Here is a 17560-nt window from a genome sequence, read left to right on the forward strand (position 1 = left end):
GATGTCGCCTGTTGGCACGTTTGAGACGTGCCGCTGGACACCCAGAATGTCTGTTGATCGGGGTAGACCGGAAGTGTCTGCACCCACGGTCAGAACGTCGAGTTTGACCCACATGTATGGTCCGGCCGCGCGTCGCAAGAGGTTTCGTCAACCTGGCAGATGCGGTCTTGCATCAATGTATCCGACCTCTGATTGGAGCGTGTGGTGCTCCGGGCCATCATGGATATCAGCGCGCATGCGAGCTGATTAGCGGACAGGCCTCGAATGGGCCATTTGGGTCACCAGTGTTCGCATGCGCCGGGAAGACCGATCCTCCATCGTCGTCTCATCCTCTCGCAGACCTCGGCGGGTAAGGGATCTTGGTTACGTCATCGATAGTTCCTCACTTCGCGCTGTTCCTTTGTTCGTGCCTGGCGGTCGTTCCTTCGTCCCGGCCTGCGCGCGCAGACGCGCCGCGCGCAAGGGCCGTCAAGGCCGGCCGTCGTGCTGTCCTGACGTCTTGGTCTCCCACTGCCAGGCTGCGCCTTGACGGCCCCGAGCACGGCGCGAGGATCAGGCAACTCGGGACGCGATCTCCTCCGTCTTGACGCATTCGAAGGCGCGTCCCTTGTTGAGAACCGCCCACGCGATCCGGGCGAGCTTGTTGGCGAGCGCAATCGCCAGCACGTTGTGGAGCAATCGTTTCTTGGCGGCTTCGATCCAAGATTTGAGGCCATAGCGCTCCCAACACTTGACCTTCACCAGCACGACCCACGCGGCTTCACGAACAGCGCGCGCAGGTAGCGATTGCCGCGCCTTGATATCTTGCCGAGGATCGTGCGGTCGCATAGGTCAGCTCGCCCTGATAGACCTGGCGCACGGCGCTGATGATGTCGGTCCAGTAGACGCGATACTGGGAGCCGGTCAGGCTGCCCATCTCGTTGCCGATGACAAACGTCTCGACACCGGCCTGCTGGGCGATGGTCGCAAGATGGACGATTTCGGCCTTGTAGGAGGCGAAGAAGCTCGCAGCATCCGATGGCGCCAAGGCATGGGTCGGCGTTCCATCGAGCGGCGAAAGCGCCGCCTTGAACACGACCGACAATCCCGCGGCATGGGCTGCCTGAAAGCCCGCGAGCAGGCTCGCATCACTCTCGGTCTTGGCGGGCTCGGAAAAGACGGACGTGCTGGTCTTGCTCTGGGTCCAGATCCGCACGGTCAGCTCGATCGAGTTCGAACCAAGCGAGGCGATCGTCTGGAAGGCCTGGTTTGCTGATAGGCTGGAGAATTGTCCGTTCCACTCGGACAATACACCGAAGCCCTGGACATCAAAAATACTCGTCATGCGTCCCCCCGCAACAGGCGCCCGCCAGCATCACGATCCAGTGGTTGTTCGCGTTGTGCCCGGCCGTCTGATCGTTGACGACGGTGTACGTTCCCGCGTCCGCCCCGCTACTGAGGGCATGCCGATCGGCACATGCAATTGATAGCGCACGGGCAGGTCACTTAGGACTCCCCCTTTCGGGGTACCTCGAGGCTCAGGTCCCATTCGATGAACAGCAGTGCGAAACCAGCGGCAACTTCGGAACGAGTGCGACCTGGCTGAGCAGCTCCCGGCTGCCAAATTCGTCGAGCTTCCGGCGAGGATCACATCGCCTGGATCGGTGAGGTCGATACTCTGCTCGCCGAGATTCAGGAGTTCCTGACGGGCGCGCGCCCGGCCTGCGAGGTGGATCGTGTCCTCGCCATGGTCCTGTTCGTCGACATCAACGTAGGTGATGAGTGCCTCGGGGTCCTCAAGCTTGATCTTGGGAACTGCAAGCAACGCGTCCTCAGCTTCGATTGTGAGCGCCTTCTTGCGCGTCTCGAGTTTCAGCTCGACCGTGCAACATGTCGGCTGCGGGCCGCGCGGTACTGTGCGTAATAACACTTGCTAACGAACGCGATGAGCCAGATGCCGACAATCCTTACCTCGTCGGCGCGAGCGAGCAGCAACGGTGGAATGGCTAGCCCATGCGCTTTCGCGGTCTTTAGGTTGATCGCCAACTCAAACTTAGCCGGCATGATGGCCCTGGGCGCTCTACCGCCTGGCTGTGAGAGCGTTATGCATCGACTTGGGATGGCGAGACAAACTGATCGGCGCGCGCAAGGCCTCCCTTGCCCGCGAGGCTTGACCACATGCGCGCTTCGTTCACTATGCCCAATGGAAATGGAGACCGCATGCTCAAGGCCGTAAATCTCCTCTCGGCCGTGATCGCCATTGGGGCTGGCTCAAGCTTTCTTCGGCCTTCTCCGCGGACGGCTGGAAATATCAGGTCGTGCCCAATGACGGCCACGTACTGACCTATTCGGAAGCGGACAAGGTGACATTCTATCTTGGATGCGGCCGCTTCTTCGCGCTGCAACTCAAATATCCCGGAACCGCGAAGAAAGAAGGCAAGGCGCGCGTCACGATCGCGAATGCGAAAAGCAAGATGACATTGACGGCGAATTCGTAGAACCGATCGAGGTCCAGGAGCCAGTGCCGATGAACTTCGCCACCGAATTCTCGCAGACCTATCTCGGCTACGCCAAACGGGATCCGCAAGTGTACGGGAAAAAGTGGCTTGCGCTCAGAGCGCGGCTCTATGCGCTGCTCGGGTCGGGCGAGCCCCTGACAATATCGGCCGGAAAAGACAGCTACCAGCTGCCGCCGATCGATGCGGCGAACTGGCGAAAGCCGTTCGAGGGTTGCGGTCTGGGCGCTAGCTGGTAACGCCATGTGCAACGCCCCGCTCTATAGCGACGAGCGGGTTAGCGTGCCGGGAACGGTGTTTAACGCCGGGCTCAATTGCCGGAAGTGTGTAGGGGCCAACCGTAGCCCGCGGTAGCTGGTTGAGCGCGTAGCGCTTGGCGGCATGTCTCTTTTGGGTCAATCGCATCACTTTGGCCGTCGGCCGACTACTTCCGGTCCTCCCTTGGAAACGAAATCGTCAGGGCCGGTCGCCATGTCTCAAAGGTGCCACTCGGACATTCCGGCCGATTGTTTGCTCACCTCGTCGGCGCGCGGCACAAGGCACGCGAAATGTGCTCAAGCGATGGCGTTTCGCCCGAGAGTGCATGGCCGCCTCAAACAAATCAGCAGGGACGTTGGTTGGCGCGCCCCTGCCGACTGGAGTTTTAGTCACTGCGTTTTCTGTCGGGGGTCGTCTTTGGGATTTACGTAATTGATACCCCACGGCCCAGTGCTGTTGATCTGAACAACGGTTTCTTCATCCGTGAAGGCATAGTGCGCCATGCCGGGCTCGAACGCAAAGAAGCTTCCAGCCGGCAGCGGCTTGGCGTTCCCTTTATCCGCAACGTTGCCCATGCCGAGCGTAAACGTGCCAGAGATAACGGTTACGATTTCAGGCTTCGGGTGGGTGTGCGGGGGAATGGCATAGCCCTTGGGGAGCTTGAACCGAAGCACGAACAAGCCGTCCTTCCCGGGGTCGCCGTAGAGTACGCTCGCTTCAGCCCCCGGCGGAACAGACGGCGGGGCCTTCGTCCATTTGATATCCTGCGGTCCAAGCATCTTGTCATCCATGCCTTGGGCTGACGCGAGACCGGCCAATGCGATCAAGCCGGAAACGATGGTAACTTGAATCATTTTCATGTGATCCTCCCATGTCTCAGACTAAGCCCAACTTTTGAGGTGATGAGCCGGCCGAATTCTATCCCCAATGCATAAGATTGAACAGTCGAGCCGCGCCTCCTCGCAAATCGTCAGCTCCAATGTCGCAGTCGGGTCAATCGCGTCATTTTGGCTCTCGCCGGCTACTTCCGCTCTTCCCCTGTGAGCGGATGTCGTAATGATCGGTCGTCATTTCTCAAAGGTGCCAACTCCGGACTCATGCACCGCTGCAAACTGCGCCCCTCATTGGATCGCGTCGTCGGCGCGGCTAACGCATGCGACGGGAGGCTCTGGGTGGAGCGCTGACAGTGTCTCCAAAATTATGAAGCGTCCGGGTCGAGTTCTGGGCCGACCTCGACCACCTTGTCGGTGAGCCGTAGGTCGCGGCGGTGGCGGCCTTGATGTGGGTCAATTGACAAATGCCGAAACGGCAATGAATGTCGAACCTCGTTTGTCACATCAACGACGATAGGCAGTATTGGCATGGTCGAGGGATGGACCGGTACTATCGACGTCGCCGTGACGGAAGGCTATGTCAGTTACGTTGCCACGGGCGACGATCCCGACGCTCACGGCGTTGCAGAAATTTCGGGTAACGCGTCCTTGTTACGCCTTTCCGACGCAGAACCATCAAAATTCCAGATATCGCTAGCAATCCATGGCATGTCGGCATCGCAAGCAAAGCGCGAAGCGGATCAGAACGAAAGGCCATGGCCGGATGTGATGAACGAAATAACAAACAATGACGACGTCATCGGCATTCTGTTCAAGACGGGGGTCAAGGAATTTGAGTTGCGCCGGGGGTTTCTGTATCTACACCCCGCTCAATTTGACAAACTCATGGGCAATCTGACGACCGGCATGGAAATAAGGTTCTATATTCGACAGGGCGTCCAGTCCGAGTGCGACCTGATATTCAAGGTTGAGGTTTACACACAGAGAATTGAGAGCCCGGCCCTCACTGCACGCTGATGCAGCCGCCTGGCCGAGGGCGAGCTTCCACCATAAAAGATTATTGCGGTCGCACGGACGGTCGGTCGAGTTGGCCCTTGGGCCAATAGGTAGGTCTCCCTACTTCGTAAGATTGAGTTTCCCGACCATCCGAACGAGATCGGCTACGGCGCGAACGCCCAGTTTCTGCATCATTCGGCTGCGGTGAACCTTGATCGTCTTCTCGACGGTGCCCAAGTCGCCGGCAATCTGCTTGTTCATGCGTCCCGCGATGACATGCGCTAGAACTTCGCGCTCGCGCGGCGTCAGGGTCCCGATTTTCGCCCGCAGCGATGTCAGGTCGGATTGAAATCTACGCGACTTGGCATCCTCGTCCTCGGCACGCGATAAGGCAGCGAACATATCCTCGTCCCTCACAGGCTTGGTCAGAAAATCGATTGCCCCAGTTTTCATGGCACGCACGCTCGTGGGAATGTCTCCTTTTCCGGTGATGAACACGACGGGGCGCTGAGAGCCGACCAAGGCCAGCGCGCTTTGAAGCTCGAAACCGTCAAGACCTGGCATCGAAACATCCAGAACGACACAGCCAGGCACCGCCACATCATGCTCTTCGAGGAAAATATGCGGCGAAGAATAAGGCTTCACATCATAGCCCCTAGCGCGGAGCAATCGTGACAGCGCCTTGAGCACGGCGGGATCGTCATCGACAAGATAGACTGTAAATTTCTTCGTCACGCACATCCAGTCGCACGCGTTTGAAATTGGTAATTCTGCAAATTTGCGCCGCGCCGCCCTAACTTTTTGCTTAAGCGGTTTGCACAATTTCGTGAACAGCGCACGTAAGATGGCGGCCGGTTAGTGCACCGCCATGGCGGTTCATCGGACGAGGCGACTTCCGATATGGGTCATGAACGGACTCATGCACCGCGGAAAAAATGGATTCTATTCGTCCACCTCGTCGCTACGGGAGCACCTGGCTGCGATGGTCACTCGGGCAGCCCGGCTTGCCGCAATCCTTCTTCGAATCGCGAGAGATCTTCGGCACGCCGATAAGGGCCCACTACGTCTTTTAGAGTGGAAACACGCAGCGGGATTGGCTTGCCGCAGCCGAGCCACGGCCTGATGTGCTTGCTCCGGGCGTCCGGCCATTGCATTGCTTGCGGCGGCGATCCGTAATCCAGGTTGATAGTCCGGACTGTCCTGCAATGCCATCGCCGCCCACGATGCCGCTTCGTCATAGCGGCCCAGGAAGAAATGTGCATGCGCGGTCCCAGCCCGCGCGGCTGACGCCCGCGGATCAAGTGGGCTCAGGCGCATGGCACGCGCGAAGCGCTCGATCGCCGGTTCCGGCTCGCCGAGGTAGTTTTTTACCCAGCCGCCGTAAAACCATGCCTCGGCCAAATTGGAATTGAGCACAAGCGCGCGATCGATTAAGCCGGCCCCTGCCTCCAGATCGCGAACAACAAACGCTAACGCCCACCCGCTGGCGGCGAGCGCCATCGCATCATCTTTGCCCAACTCAACCGCCCGCTGAGCGAGCCTCGTCACTTCGGCAATCTCGCTCGGTGTGACTGAAATCCAGCCATTGCCCCTGGCATAGGCGTAGCAAGCGGCGGCGCGAGCGTAGGCGGAGGCAAAATCCGGGTCGATCTCGATCGCGCTGTTGAACAGGCGCAAAGCCTCGTCGTTCACTTGCCGGCCAGCAAACTGATAAAACCTGGCCAAACCGCGCAAATAGAGGGCATAGGCGTCGAGGCTCTCGGTCGGCTTGCGCTTGGCACGCTCGATCTCGGCTTTTTCCACCGCTGGCGCGATCGCCCCGACAACGCTTTCAGTCACCCGGTCCTGCAGATCGAAGACGTCGCCGAGCCCGCCATCAAACCGGTCTGCCCAAAGATGTGCCCCGGTGGCGGTATCGACGAGCTGTCCCGTGATGCGCACTCGATTTGCCGCTTTGCGAACGCTACCTTCCAACACGTAGCGCACCCCGAGCTCGCGTCCGACCTGCTTCACGTCGACGGCGCGCCCCTTGTAGGTGAAGCTCGAGTTGCGGGCGATGACGAACAGCGCCTTGAAATGAGACAGCGCCGTGATGATGTCATCGACCATTCCGTCCGCGAAGTATTCCTGCTCGGGATCGCCGCTCATGTTCTGAAACGGCAGGACCGCCATGGACGGCTTGTCCGGGAGGCGGGAGCGCACTTAGCTTCTCGATCAGCGCGCCGTGCGCTCCCGCGCGTACAGCAAAAGCGCGGAGCGGCTTGGATATGTTCTTGAGCTGCTGTTCGCCTCGGTGCTCGAAGTCAACGTCCAGCTTACCCTCGACCTCGCTGTACACCTTTTCGGAAATCAGGATGCCGCCTGGATCGGCGGCCCCTCCAGTCAGACAGCAATATTGATACCGTCGCCATAGAGGTCTCCGTCCTGGCCAACGATAACGTCACCGAGGTTGAGCCCTACGCGCAACATCAGGGGACTGCCGCCTAAGGCGAGAGAATCCTGAATCTCAACCGCGCATCTCATGGCCGCCAACGGACTCGCGAACTCGGCGAGCGCCCCATCACCCGTCGTCTTGATAAGTCGCCCTTCGTGGCGGGAGAGACTAGGCTCGATCAATTCTCGCTTGAGCCGGGCTTCCTCAGCACGCTGCATCAACGCGGAGTAGCCGACCACGTCGGCAGCCAAGATTGCCGCTAATCGTCTATGAACCCGCTGCTCGGTCACAGCGCCCTCCGAACGGCCAACCAACCCACGCCGCTGGGACAGAGAGGAGCCTAGCACTTTGTTGCGGACCTGTGACCGGTAATTGTAGGAGGCCCGATTGCCTCAAGTGAGTGCCGGGCCTCCGGCACAGCGGCAATGAGCGTGCGTCAACTCGGGAGGTCCGATATGGGTCCAAAAGCGGAATCCAGCCTCAACACCACTCGATGCCCGGGTTACCCTCGAAAGCGGACATGATGCGCTTTGTCAGTCCGAAGCAAGAATGGCTACGCCCTTTGCCGCGTCCTCGGTTCGGATCGAATTCGTCAGCCGGGAGCTAGAGGCGGCCGGAAAAGCCAGTCTACGTTCCATTGCAGAGGAGCAGAACGAAGCCTGCATCTCGGCTGCGCGTGGGCAAGCTTCGGAGTGCTCGGTTCAGCGGCTGCGAGTCTCCTTTCCATCGCAAGATGGAATGGACCCGGGATAGAAGCAGCGATGCCCGACCGAATCGGCTCGCCCAAGGATGTCGCCGCAATCGTGATCATCACCACGGATACTAGGACTATGAGCACATCGGTCATGATGCGCCTCGAAAAGTGCTTCGTCATGATTTGAGCCCTCACGACCGATAGATGGGCGTGCGCAGTTACAATCTAGTTCGTATGCAAATGGGTATGGGAAAGGATGCTCACCGCGCGTGGCGGATCATCCCTTTAATAGTGTAGCAACGATCAAAAATGTAGCAGCGGTCCAGACCTAATAAGCTAAATCCTTTCAGTCTGGATGCGTCGAAACTGATGCGCCCACAGGGTGAGGCGCATCCTAAACCGGCGCTATGGTTGATGGTTCTGTTTTCGCGCGACATGCGCGGGCCTTAGCATCTATGTCGCCTAGCCACGGCGTACCGAGGGCGCGCTTAGTGTTAGCGTTGGCGGCCCCGCCCTCGGCGCGGATCGAATTCGTCGACGACGTTCTGCCAAGCAACGATCTCATCCTCGAACCAGACCCGCCTGTTTGGGCTGATGTAAGTCGATCTCGGAAACCGGCCTGCCTTCTCCATCCGGTACAGCGTGGTGCGGCCGACCGGGACGATCTCCAAGACCTGCTTTTCGCTCAGCATGCGTCGTGGTCCGGATTTATCCGGGGCAGTGTCTTCCGTTTCGGCTTCCTGTCGCCTCATGTCGGCCTCTTTGCATTGTCGACCCAGAGCCCGTTGACGGACTTGCGGGTTATTGGGTTCTCATAGTCCTGCTTAGTAAGCAGCCCGGAATCCAGCCAGAGCTTTATAATCCTTCGGCACATTGGCTCGCTCTTCCCCTCACAGTGCTTTGCGATCACGGGCCAGGCGGCTCGTTCGACAGCATTGGGTGCATCAGTGTAGCGGTTACCGTCCGGCAAACCGGCATCGATCTCGGTCAGGATTTGGTTGATGGTGAGGGTGTTGAGATCGGTGAAAATGTTCGGCGGCGTCCATCTCTCAACTGTCTGAACCTGATCGCCGCTGGGATAGAGATCGGTCTGATTGCCGATGTTGACGCCGACCAGCCGGAACCATTTGGCCTCATGCCATGGCGGCGTGATGTTGACCTTGGCGCTGTCGAGCCGGACCAATCTGCGGCGTTCCAGCTCGTCCAGCCCGAACACCTTCGCTTCGTCGAGACTCATCGGCGTCAACGTATAGACCAGACGGCCGGCGTCCTTCATCGCGGATGCGCCACGGCCCCGATTGGCATTGCCGGGATCAGCCGGACCCTTCGCGGCATGGTGCGGTACGTCGACGGCGACATTGTATTGCGCGGCGAGCTCGACGAGCACCTGCACCACCTGATCAATCGCGCCATTGTCATTTTCCGGCACGTTGTGGCACTTCACGAAAGGATCAACCGAGACAATATCGATCTTGCGTTCTTCGATCACGCGCGCGAGCTTGGAGGCCAGCTTTCCCTTGACTGACCGGCCATGGGCGTCGATCAGCATGAGCTTGCCACCGGACATGCCGGGCGCAGCAAGAAACAGCCAGTCTTGTAGCTCGCTAGGTTCGATACCGTGGTGCAGACAGGCTGCGCGCAGCCGGCGACGCACTTCATCCTTATCGTCTTCCAGTGAAAGGAGCAGTGCTCGGCAGCGCATAAAGACGTGCTCACCTGTTAGCGGGCGGCCGACAGCGAGAGACATGAGTTGCGCCAGCCGCAATGCGCTTTTGCCGACTCCACCCTCTGCGATGACCGATGAGATGTAGCCCCGGCAGAAGGAATTGCCGAGCAACCAACCTCGTGGCGGGACTGGTACGTCATCCAAACCGGCGTCCCACTCACCTAGCGGCTCCTCGGCTTCGGCCGCCGCTTGCTCAGCGATCTTCTCCTCTCGCGGCTTCCATAGCCGCGCATCCAGAGCGGCTTGTTCTAGCTCTTCCTTTCTATGACCGGCATTTAGCCAATCCGACACATCGCCCCTAGGGGGGAGGCCGGGCAACAGAAGCAGGCGGACGCTTTTCGCAACGCCGGAAAGGGCCTGCCCGGCCTTGTCGGCCTTGGCGAATCCTGCCTCGTCATTGTCGATCAAAACGACAATATCGCGGCCGCGCAGCGGTTCGGCTAGCTCCGCCGTCCATTTCGTCGAGCCGGAGATCGTTGTCGCGAGGAGATCGAGGGAAGCAAGACGGTCCGCGTCCTTTTCACCTTCGGTGACCCAAATCGTGCCGCTCGGAAACTGGTTCAGCTCAGGTAGCCGGTAAAGCACGGGCTGCACGTCGCCGAGAGAGTAGCTGTAGCCGCCGCCCGGAAGCGGTCGGCGTTGCTGGAAACTCTTCGGCTCACGCCGCACCACTTCGTAGAGCACCTCGCCGTCCGCGTTCCTGTAGGCATAGGTTGCCACCACGCGCGACTCCGGCTCTGCCTGCTTGGCCGACGGCGGCACTGTCTTTCGGGCGGTGACAGTGTTGTGGCCGTTTGCTGATCGGAGCCTTGATGTCGCTGGCTTTATGTTCGTGATCTCAGCATAGACAGTTGTCTTCGGTGGCGGCTCTCCGACTAAGGTCTCGCACGCGCGTATGAAATCGATTTGGTCGAGATGTTCAGTTAATTTGATGACGTCTCCGCCGAGATTGCAGCCACGGCAATTGAAGACCTGCTTTTTGACATTGATGGAAAAGCGGTCGGTGCCACCGCAAACCGGACACGGTCCACACCGGTCAACGCCGCCGCCCAGTTTGATCCCGCGCTGTTCGATCACCTTCTCGATTGGTACGGCGCGGGCTTTTTCGATCCATGCCTCGAAAGCACTTGTCATGGCCTTACCAAAAATCGGGTCGGGAGGACCGCCGCCACCCCGTGCGGCGGCCGCTCGCGCACTCGCCCCCATCAGTTAAAAGGAATGTCGTCGTCCATATCGCCGTTCTTGTCGGCGGCCTTCATAGGCGCCGTCATCTGCGCCGACGGGATCGGCGGCGAGACCGGCTTAACGATCACCGAGTCCTGCAGCTTCCCTTGAAATTGGACTTGGCCTAGGTCCAGCTCGATGTCCTTGCCTGCCCAATCATTGCTGTTCGGCCCGTAGGCTCGCACCAGAGTTCGGGTATTGGTTGCGTTCAGCGATAGGGTCTCGCCGGTCTCCAGGATCATGTCCGGTTTGTCGTACTTACCTTCTTTGACGAATGCGATCCGCGCAGTCAGTGGCCCCTCGCGGACATCATCAGTCTTGATGAATTGTTCACCCGCGTATTTACGCATATCCATTTGTCCTGCTCCTTTCTTGTCTTCATGGTGGGTTGGGGATTGTTGGTTGCTAGGCGGCGGCCTCCTCACTGTTGAAATTCCATTTTGCCCGGACGATCAGCGCGAGCTTGTCGCCGTCACGAAAGACGACGGGCTGCTCACCTGCGGTTTCGATGTGGATGTTGGCGCCGGCGAATTCGTCGAGCATGGCCATGATCTGCCCGATCGGCACCGCGACCTTCGCGGCGCCATGCGTTTCGGCGTTGACCAGGTCCAGGCCGTCAGCCGGTTGACGCGCCAAGAAAACGTTGAGACGTCCGGCATTGTCGCCCCAGGATAGGGCAGCCTGGGCCCGGTCGGCGGTGCTCACGGCAGTCAACCGCGCCAGCGCCGAGAGCAGCTCTCGACGATTGCATATCAGCCAATTCGGCGCGGGCTGCGGAACCACTGCCTCATAGCCCGGATACCCGGTGCCACCATCGATCAACCGCGAGACGAACCTGAATTCCCGTGTGCTGAATTCGATCAGGCTCTTGGAACGCCGGATCACCACGCGGCTTGGCTTCGTCTGCATCAGGATCTTGCGCAGCGCAATTGAAGTCCGCGCTGGCACGATGCAGGTGCGATCGATCGAAAACTCGCCGGCCGCAATGTCGGTTCTGATCAGCCGGAGGCCGTCAGTCGCGACCCCGACGAGGCGGGCGGCGATGCTGTGCAGGAAGATCGCGTTCAGATAGTAGCGCGTATCCTCATGGCCGGCAGCCGCGATCGGCTCCATCAGCCGAAGGCAATCTGCGGCACTGATCTCGATCACCGAGACCATCCCATCGATCGCGATCGGCGGCGGCAGATCGGCGATCGGAATCACGTTCAAGCGGCAGCGGCTATTCCCGCAAAAGATCCGCATGCCGCCCGATGTCGTATTGAGCGCAACCTGGGCACCGGCCGCAAAACTGGCGGCAAGCGAAGCGAGACGATCTGCGCTAACCGCGGTTTCGCCGGGCTCATCGACCACCGCGTCGATCGTGGCCGTAATCGTGCCAAGGGACTTATCGGTGGACCTGATTTCGACACTGTCCCCGACCACGATATGCGCGGCCGGTGACGCGTTCTTGCCACCGCGCGCGATCGCGCCGGTGAGTGCCAGGGCGCCGGCGAGGACGCAAGCTTGCAGCTTGATCTGCATCACCGATACCGGTGATAGGCGAACAAGGTGAGGCCACAGCCGGCACAGATAATCTGCAGCCCGTTGTCGATGACTTCGGCGTCGTAGCAGCGCACCGGACGGTTGCAGGTCGGGTCGGGACAGAACTGGCCATCGGCCACAAACACCTTGCCGCCCGTGGCATATGCCGACAGCTCGCGCGGTTTATTGACTTTCAGATTTCCAGGCGTATTTGATCGCATACTACGTTCCTCTCGTTAGTCCGGCGTTGGTCGCGCCGGGTTGGTTTGCAAAGGCGCGCCTGAGTGATGGCAGGCGCGCCTTTGCGCGTATTGATCAGTCGCTGCCGAGAAACAGTGCGTCTCGGACTCTCATACCGAGCCGCCGGGGGCCGAGACTGATGATTTTGTTCTTGTGGTTGCGCTTCAGGCTGTCTTCAGAAATACCAGCCAGTCGCGCCGCTTCGCTCAGCGGCGCGATGCGCTCAAGCTCAAGAAGACGGTCGATCTTGAACCGCAGAGTTTTCATTTTCAGAAGGCCGCATTCTCTGCTCTCCGCATGAAGGCGCTCATGGCGCTTAAGCATGCGGAAGCGAGCCACAGAAAAATGCGGATGTGAAATGCATAAAAAAGCGCTTTAAAAAGTGTCCGAACATGTGTCCGGATGCTAGATCTTGTCGATCGGCCAGACGCCCCAATCAGACAGCTTGATGTACCCTGAAGTCACGGGTCGAAGGTTAGGTGGAAGTCGCTTGGCGCGGGCAGCCTTGTTCATCTGATCCGCCAGCAGCTTTGCGAAGCGCGCTCTAATTATGTCAGCGGGAATTTTGCCAGCGGCTTTCAGTTGGCGAGCTTCGTCTGCGACCCAGGTCGCGGTGTTCTGCACGGCCGTAGATTCCGGCTCAGGCTTCCCCTCGTCAGACAAGGACAGCTGCCGGACCGGAGATGATCTTGGCCGGGCATCCTTAGGCAACAGCGCCTCGACATCCGCATGCAGCAGTTCGATTCTGAAGATTTCGACGCCTCGCCACCATTTGTGGCGGAGCTTAGTAACGATATCGGCGCCGTACTCCCACTTGACGACGAGCCTCGCCCAGCTTTCATCCCAAAAGACCTCGATCCGAGCGTGCTGCCAGAATGCCGGATCGCCGGTTATTGGACCATCATCCGTGCTTTGAGGGGATGACAGTCCAACGACTCTGCGTCCCCAATAGCGCCACCTAATCTGTTTGGTTCGCAATCTCTCTAGAAGCCAGTGTCCGGAAAACAGTGGCGCAAGATAGATGTTCATGACGAGCGCGCGGGCCTCGCACAGCGAAATCCACTCGTCTGTGTTATGCTTACTATCAGCCACGGCAGCCAAGTCCTGATTGGTTGCGGTTGGGCCGGTTCGAGGTGTTGCGAGCACCTCGACCGGCCGGGCGCCATTGACCCGATCTTAATGGCGCAACAACGGCGCACCAAGTCTGCGCCGTTGTTATTGGTGCGCCTAAGGGAAAAGGTAATGGCGCAACGCCGCGCCATTAACCTTTCCCCCAACGGCGCACCAATGGCGCAATAGCGCGGTTGCGGCCCAAGATGGAACACGCGACATCGTCATGCCGATTCGCCAGAGGCGTAACGAATGCGCCTGCTGGGTCGCCGGTCTTCACGGTCTGGCACATTCGGATTAGCTCAGGCCCGCAGCCTTGCCAGTCTTTCGCAGGGAGTCCGCATGCCTTCTGTACTCGGCGCAGGCGGCCAGGCGCGCGGCATCGATTTCAGTTTCGATGATGCGGCGTAGGCCGACATCTCGCGTGCAACGGGCTGGCACGCTCATCAAGCCGGTGACAAGCGTCCCTAGAATGAGATCCAATGCCTCCTGAACCTGGCTATAAGGTACCAGGTCATTGGTCTCGCGCTGCAAACGAACCGCGAGAGCTTGCGTCTTCATGTCCGCTAGCCGGGCATCAGCCACCCCGCGTTGGCCACGCCTGTTCTCCGATCGCAGATGGGTAATTACTGATCTGATCGTGGGTGCGAGTGGCCATTGGTCCCGGCCGATGCGCGAGACGATGCCGTCTTGCTCCAGCGCGTGAAGATACTGTTTGGTGAAGCCAGTTAGCTGGCAGATTTCGGCTGTGCTGGCTGTGGCATTAGCGCTCATTGTCATGGCTTCAATCAACCGCAACAGTAAAGTAAACCTGCGATTTCGAAATGCCAAATATTTTTAAGATCCGGGAGCGGCGGCACCGCGCCAGGCCCTCTGCCGGGAGAAGGACCCGAGGCCATCAGTTGGACGTCACCATTTCCGAGATTGGCGGCTGACCGGACATGCCGCGCCCATGCCAAAATCGACGCGAATGACCCGGAGCAGAAGTCGCCGACCAAGACGGTCGAAACCTCTGCGCGCTCCGGCAGTCGGATGGACTCGTCGAGAAGATCGGACTAGTCTTTCGGCGTCGACTGTAGACGGCCTGAGCATAGGGACCTGGCATGGCCAACTTCCTTTGGCTTGGAAGCGCTTTTGGTGCCATCTTCGGGATGCTGCACGGCATCTACCTTTACCGACAGCAGGCAGCGTGCGCTTTGGCAAGCGGTACTACAGGCGGCAGAGCCATGGGACTCTATTATGGTTTTTGGGCCTTCGCCCTCTGGACTCTCTTTGGGGCCTACGTCCTTGCCCTCTGGGTCCTTGGTTCGATCGCCTACCTGATTGCTCGATTGGTCTCAGGGCGGCGCATGGCGCGTTAGACCGATTCACGGCCGGCTCTGCTCGTCAGCGACACCGAGCTAGGAGTGGGACACTGGCAAGTGAACCTGAACAACGTACAGCACGTTGGAATAATCGGGGCGGGAGTTGCTGGACTCGCCACCGCGAAGATCCTCCAGGCTGAAGGGCTCGACTGCACAATCCTCGAACGCGCCGAACGGCTGGGCGGCGTCTGGGCGGACGGTTATTCGAACTTTGGTGTTCAGGTCCAAAAGGAGCTCTACCAGTTCCCGGACTGGCCGCTGCCCAAGGGCACTCCAAACTTCACATCGGGCTCCATCTTCCAAAAGTACCTAGAGGACTATGCCGACCAATTCCAGATCCGCTCGCACATTCGCCTCGGGGCACGGGTGATGGCGCTGACGCCGCGATCAGACGGTGCGGCGGGCTGGACCGTCTCCATAGAGGAGGGCAGCGGGCTGCATCGGGAAGACTTCGACCTCGTCGTGATTGCGACCGGCCTCTATTCCAATATTCCCAACTTGCCCGATATCCCCGGTCAGGAGGAATTCGAGGGCGAGGTCCTGCATATCTCGCAGGTGAAGACCCGCGCACCGCTCGAACGCAAGCGCGTGGCCGTGCTCGGTTACGGCAAGAGCGCCACGGATGCAGCTTTGGAAGCGGCGGCAGTGGCCGACGAGGCTCACATTGTTTTTCGTGAAACGCACTGGCCGGTGCCGCCCAACCTCGCCGGAATCCTGCCTTTCAAATGGGGCATGCTGAGCCGATTGACCGGTGCACTGATTCCGCCCTACGTGCGTCCGACACCGGTGGTACGTTGGGTGCATAGCCTAGGTAAGCCACTCGTGTGGAGTTTTTGGCGGCTCGTGGAATGCCTCCTCTTTATCCAGTGCGGTCTCGGGACCAGGATCGCGAATGGTAAGAACCTGGTGCCATCAAAGCCCGTGGAAGTAGACTGCTTTGGCGAATCCACTATGCTGCCCCGTCCCGAGTTGTACAGGCTGATCCGCCAGGGCCGTATTGCGGCGCACCGCACGGAGATCGCTGCCTTCACCCGCGATGGCATCACTCTGCGGGATGGCGACACGCTCAGGGTTAACTGCGTGGTCCTCGGCACCGGCTGGAACAGCGATTACAGTTTTCTTTCTAACGAAGCACGGGAAATCCTGGGTGCGGACGAGGACGGCTTCTACCTGTACCGTCACATGCTGCATCCCGACCTGCCGAACCTGGTTTTCATCGGTCGCACGTCAACCTTTCTCAGCATTCTTACCTATTGCGTACAAGCGCGCTGGTTGGCCGAGCTGATCGCGGGGCGGTTTGGCCTTCCTGACCGGGAAGCCATGTTGGCGGAGATCGCGCAATTGAAGGTCTGGAAGCGAGGGTGGATGCCTTTCAGCGCCGCCCGTGGCGCGCGACTTCAATTGCACATGCTGTACTACCACGATGAGCTTCTCCGTGACTTCGGCGCCGATCCCCTTCGCAAGCGTGGGATCTTTGCACCGCTGAAGGAACTGTTCGTGCCCTATCAGCCGAGCGACTATCGGGCGATCGTGGCGGGTGATTGGGACGATAGTCGCGCAAGTCGACGAAGGGATTGAATAAAGCTGCCCATTTGCGCTTCTGGCCCCGAGCCGAACAACGCGTGAGCCGTTATCACGTCGGCTGTCTGCGGTAGACCGGATAATGATCCGCGCCTGCCTTGACCGCCGCTCCTGACCCAAAGTTGGCGTTTGGTGGGTCATCGAGAGCGGGCTCCATCAGCACCCGGTCCAGCGCTCGTGAAATCCCATTAAGCCAGCGATCATTGAAACTCTATACTGGTCACTATTGATTCTTGGTTCGCCGCGCGCTCGATGTAGTCGGCGAGGCGCGCGGCGTCATCTGCGACACCCGACAGGAAGGAGGAATTCATGCGCGATAGCCACGGCAGGCCAAGGAAGTAAATACGGGGCACAGGAGCAATCCCACGATTGTGCTTCGGCCGTCCGTCTGCGTCCAGCACAGGAAGATCGATCCAGCTGAGATCGAACGACGGCGGAGCCGTTGCGCGTCACCATTTGCCATTGCACGTTCTGCCAGCGATTGACGGGGTCGGCATATCTTGTCGAACCGATCTTCAGACGAGAGGACGTGATATTCCACGGGACCCCATTGCGAACCTATGACCATCAGTCCGATACCAGTGGCAAGCGCGTTACGGTGAATTTCTGCGGCAGATGCGCGACCACCATCTGTCTCGACCTGGAGCGCTTTCCCGACATCCTGGGATTATGCGGCGGCACGTTCGACGATCCCAATTGGTTCGATCGCGGCCAGGAGAACTGCCGCCACATATTCACGCGCTCAGCGCAAAGGGGCGTGGTTCTGCCGGCAGGTGTGAACCTGTACAAGGAGCACGCGCTCGAGCTCGACGGCACCCCCACCCGGCCGACCATGCTCGCCCACGCGCTCATGTTGCATCATGGCGGATATCGCGGCAGATAGTCCGGTTATGGCACCTTTGAGACATGGCGACCGGCCCTGACGACGTCCGTTTCCAAAGGAAGACCGGAAGTAGTCGGCCGCGACCAAAACGACGCGATTGACCCGAAGGCGACATCGCTGTCCGCACATCGGTCCGTCAGCGTCGAGAGAGGCCAAAGGTTCCCTTGAGGCGTTCGGCGAAGTGTGTCACCGTAAGAGGAG

17 protein-coding genes and 3 pseudogenes are annotated in these 17560 nt (G+C 59.6%); 6 read left to right on the top strand and 14 right to left on the bottom strand.

Annotation, left to right across the window (positions count from 1 at the left end):
- Positions 1-552: 552 nt before the first annotated feature.
- Positions 553-824, bottom strand: a pseudogene (locus V1288_RS22900) (transposase); the annotation flags it as partial.
- A gap of 50 nt (positions 825-874) precedes the next feature.
- A pseudogene (locus V1288_RS34120) lies at positions 875-1324 on the bottom strand (glycoside hydrolase family 113); the annotation flags it as partial.
- 973 nt (positions 1325-2297) lie between these two features.
- Here V1288_RS34120 and V1288_RS22905 point away from each other — a divergent pair.
- Both V1288_RS22905 and V1288_RS22910 read left to right on the top strand, forming a co-directional pair.
- Positions 2298-2477 carry a hypothetical protein gene (locus tag V1288_RS22905; RefSeq protein WP_334359198.1) on the top strand — a complete coding sequence of 60 codons (180 nt, stop codon included), beginning with the start codon at positions 2298-2300 and terminating at the stop codon, positions 2475-2477.
- Positions 2478-2506: 29 nt separating this feature from the next.
- Positions 2507-2734, top strand: a complete 228-nt coding sequence (locus tag V1288_RS22910; RefSeq protein ID WP_334359199.1) for a hypothetical protein — start codon at positions 2507-2509, stop codon at positions 2732-2734.
- Between the two features lie 408 nt (positions 2735-3142).
- Here V1288_RS22910 and V1288_RS22915 read toward each other — a convergent pair whose 3' ends face one another.
- Entirely contained in the window at positions 3143-3613 is a 471-nt protein-coding gene (locus V1288_RS22915; RefSeq protein WP_334359200.1) for a cupin domain-containing protein, read from the bottom strand.
- Positions 3614-4114: 501 nt separating this feature from the next.
- On the opposite strand from V1288_RS22915, the gene V1288_RS22920 reads away from it, so the two are divergent.
- The gene (locus tag V1288_RS22920) at positions 4115-4603 is read left to right on the top strand and encodes a hypothetical protein (RefSeq protein ID WP_334359201.1); all 489 of its coding nucleotides are present in this window, start codon (positions 4115-4117) and stop codon (positions 4601-4603) included.
- A gap of 99 nt (positions 4604-4702) precedes the next feature.
- On the opposite strand, the gene V1288_RS22925 is transcribed toward V1288_RS22920, so the two are convergent.
- The 11 genes and pseudogenes from V1288_RS22925 to V1288_RS22975 form a co-directional block, all read right to left on the bottom strand.
- Positions 4703-5317 carry a response regulator transcription factor gene (locus V1288_RS22925; protein WP_334359202.1) on the bottom strand — a complete coding sequence of 205 codons (615 nt, stop codon included), beginning with the start codon at positions 5315-5317 and terminating at the stop codon, positions 4703-4705.
- Positions 5318-5568: 251 nt separating this feature from the next.
- Positions 5569-6772, bottom strand: a pseudogene (locus V1288_RS22930) (winged helix-turn-helix domain-containing tetratricopeptide repeat protein); the annotation flags it as partial.
- A gap of 192 nt (positions 6773-6964) precedes the next feature.
- The gene (locus V1288_RS22935) at positions 6965-7306 is read right to left on the bottom strand and encodes an adenylate/guanylate cyclase domain-containing protein (protein ID WP_334359203.1); all 342 of its coding nucleotides are present in this window, start codon (positions 7304-7306) and stop codon (positions 6965-6967) included.
- A gap of 898 nt (positions 7307-8204) precedes the next feature.
- Entirely contained in the window at positions 8205-8402 is a 198-nt protein-coding gene (locus tag V1288_RS22940) for a helix-turn-helix transcriptional regulator (protein ID WP_334359204.1), read from the bottom strand.
- 56 nt (positions 8403-8458) lie between these two features.
- Positions 8459-10570 (bottom strand): AAA family ATPase, encoded by a 2112-nt coding sequence (locus V1288_RS22945; protein WP_334359205.1) that lies wholly within the window; start codon positions 10568-10570, stop codon positions 8459-8461.
- 71 nt (positions 10571-10641) lie between these two features.
- On the bottom strand, positions 10642-11016 hold the full coding sequence (locus V1288_RS22950) for a hypothetical protein (RefSeq protein WP_334359206.1): 375 nt from the start codon (positions 11014-11016) through the stop codon (positions 10642-10644).
- A 49-nt stretch (positions 11017-11065) separates the two neighbouring features.
- Positions 11066-12181, bottom strand: coding sequence for a DNA polymerase III subunit beta (locus V1288_RS22955; RefSeq protein WP_334359207.1), 1116 nt, complete (start codon positions 12179-12181; stop codon positions 11066-11068).
- Positions 12181-12402, bottom strand: coding sequence for a hypothetical protein (locus V1288_RS22960; protein ID WP_334359208.1), 222 nt, complete (start codon positions 12400-12402; stop codon positions 12181-12183). Before V1288_RS22960 ends, V1288_RS22955 begins: the two co-directional genes overlap by 1 nt.
- 94 nt (positions 12403-12496) lie before the next feature.
- Positions 12497-12745, bottom strand: coding sequence for a hypothetical protein (locus V1288_RS22965; RefSeq protein WP_334359209.1), 249 nt, complete (start codon positions 12743-12745; stop codon positions 12497-12499).
- A gap of 81 nt (positions 12746-12826) precedes the next feature.
- Entirely contained in the window at positions 12827-13513 is a 687-nt protein-coding gene (locus V1288_RS22970) for a hypothetical protein (protein ID WP_334359210.1), read from the bottom strand.
- Positions 13514-13828: 315 nt separating this feature from the next.
- Positions 13829-14305: a hypothetical protein gene (locus V1288_RS22975; RefSeq protein ID WP_334359211.1), complete on the bottom strand. Its 477-nt coding sequence runs from the start codon at positions 14303-14305 to the stop codon at positions 13829-13831.
- Between the two features lie 329 nt (positions 14306-14634).
- On the opposite strand from V1288_RS22975, the gene V1288_RS22980 reads away from it, so the two are divergent.
- The 3 genes from V1288_RS22980 to V1288_RS22990 all read left to right on the top strand — a co-directional run bounded on the left by V1288_RS22980 (position 14635) and on the right by V1288_RS22990 (position 17359).
- A complete protein-coding gene (locus V1288_RS22980; protein WP_334359212.1) occupies positions 14635-14892 on the top strand; it encodes a hypothetical protein in 258 nt (85 codons plus the stop codon).
- A gap of 60 nt (positions 14893-14952) precedes the next feature.
- The gene (locus tag V1288_RS22985) at positions 14953-16473 is read left to right on the top strand and encodes a flavin-containing monooxygenase (RefSeq protein ID WP_334359213.1); all 1521 of its coding nucleotides are present in this window, start codon (positions 14953-14955) and stop codon (positions 16471-16473) included.
- Between the two features lie 445 nt (positions 16474-16918).
- Positions 16919-17359, top strand: coding sequence for a GFA family protein (locus V1288_RS22990; protein WP_334359214.1), 441 nt, complete (start codon positions 16919-16921; stop codon positions 17357-17359).
- Positions 17360-17560: the final 201 nt, after the last annotated feature.

Source organism: Bradyrhizobium sp. AZCC 2176 (assembly GCF_036924645.1).
In the GTDB taxonomy this organism is placed as follows: domain Bacteria; phylum Pseudomonadota; class Alphaproteobacteria; order Rhizobiales; family Xanthobacteraceae; genus Bradyrhizobium.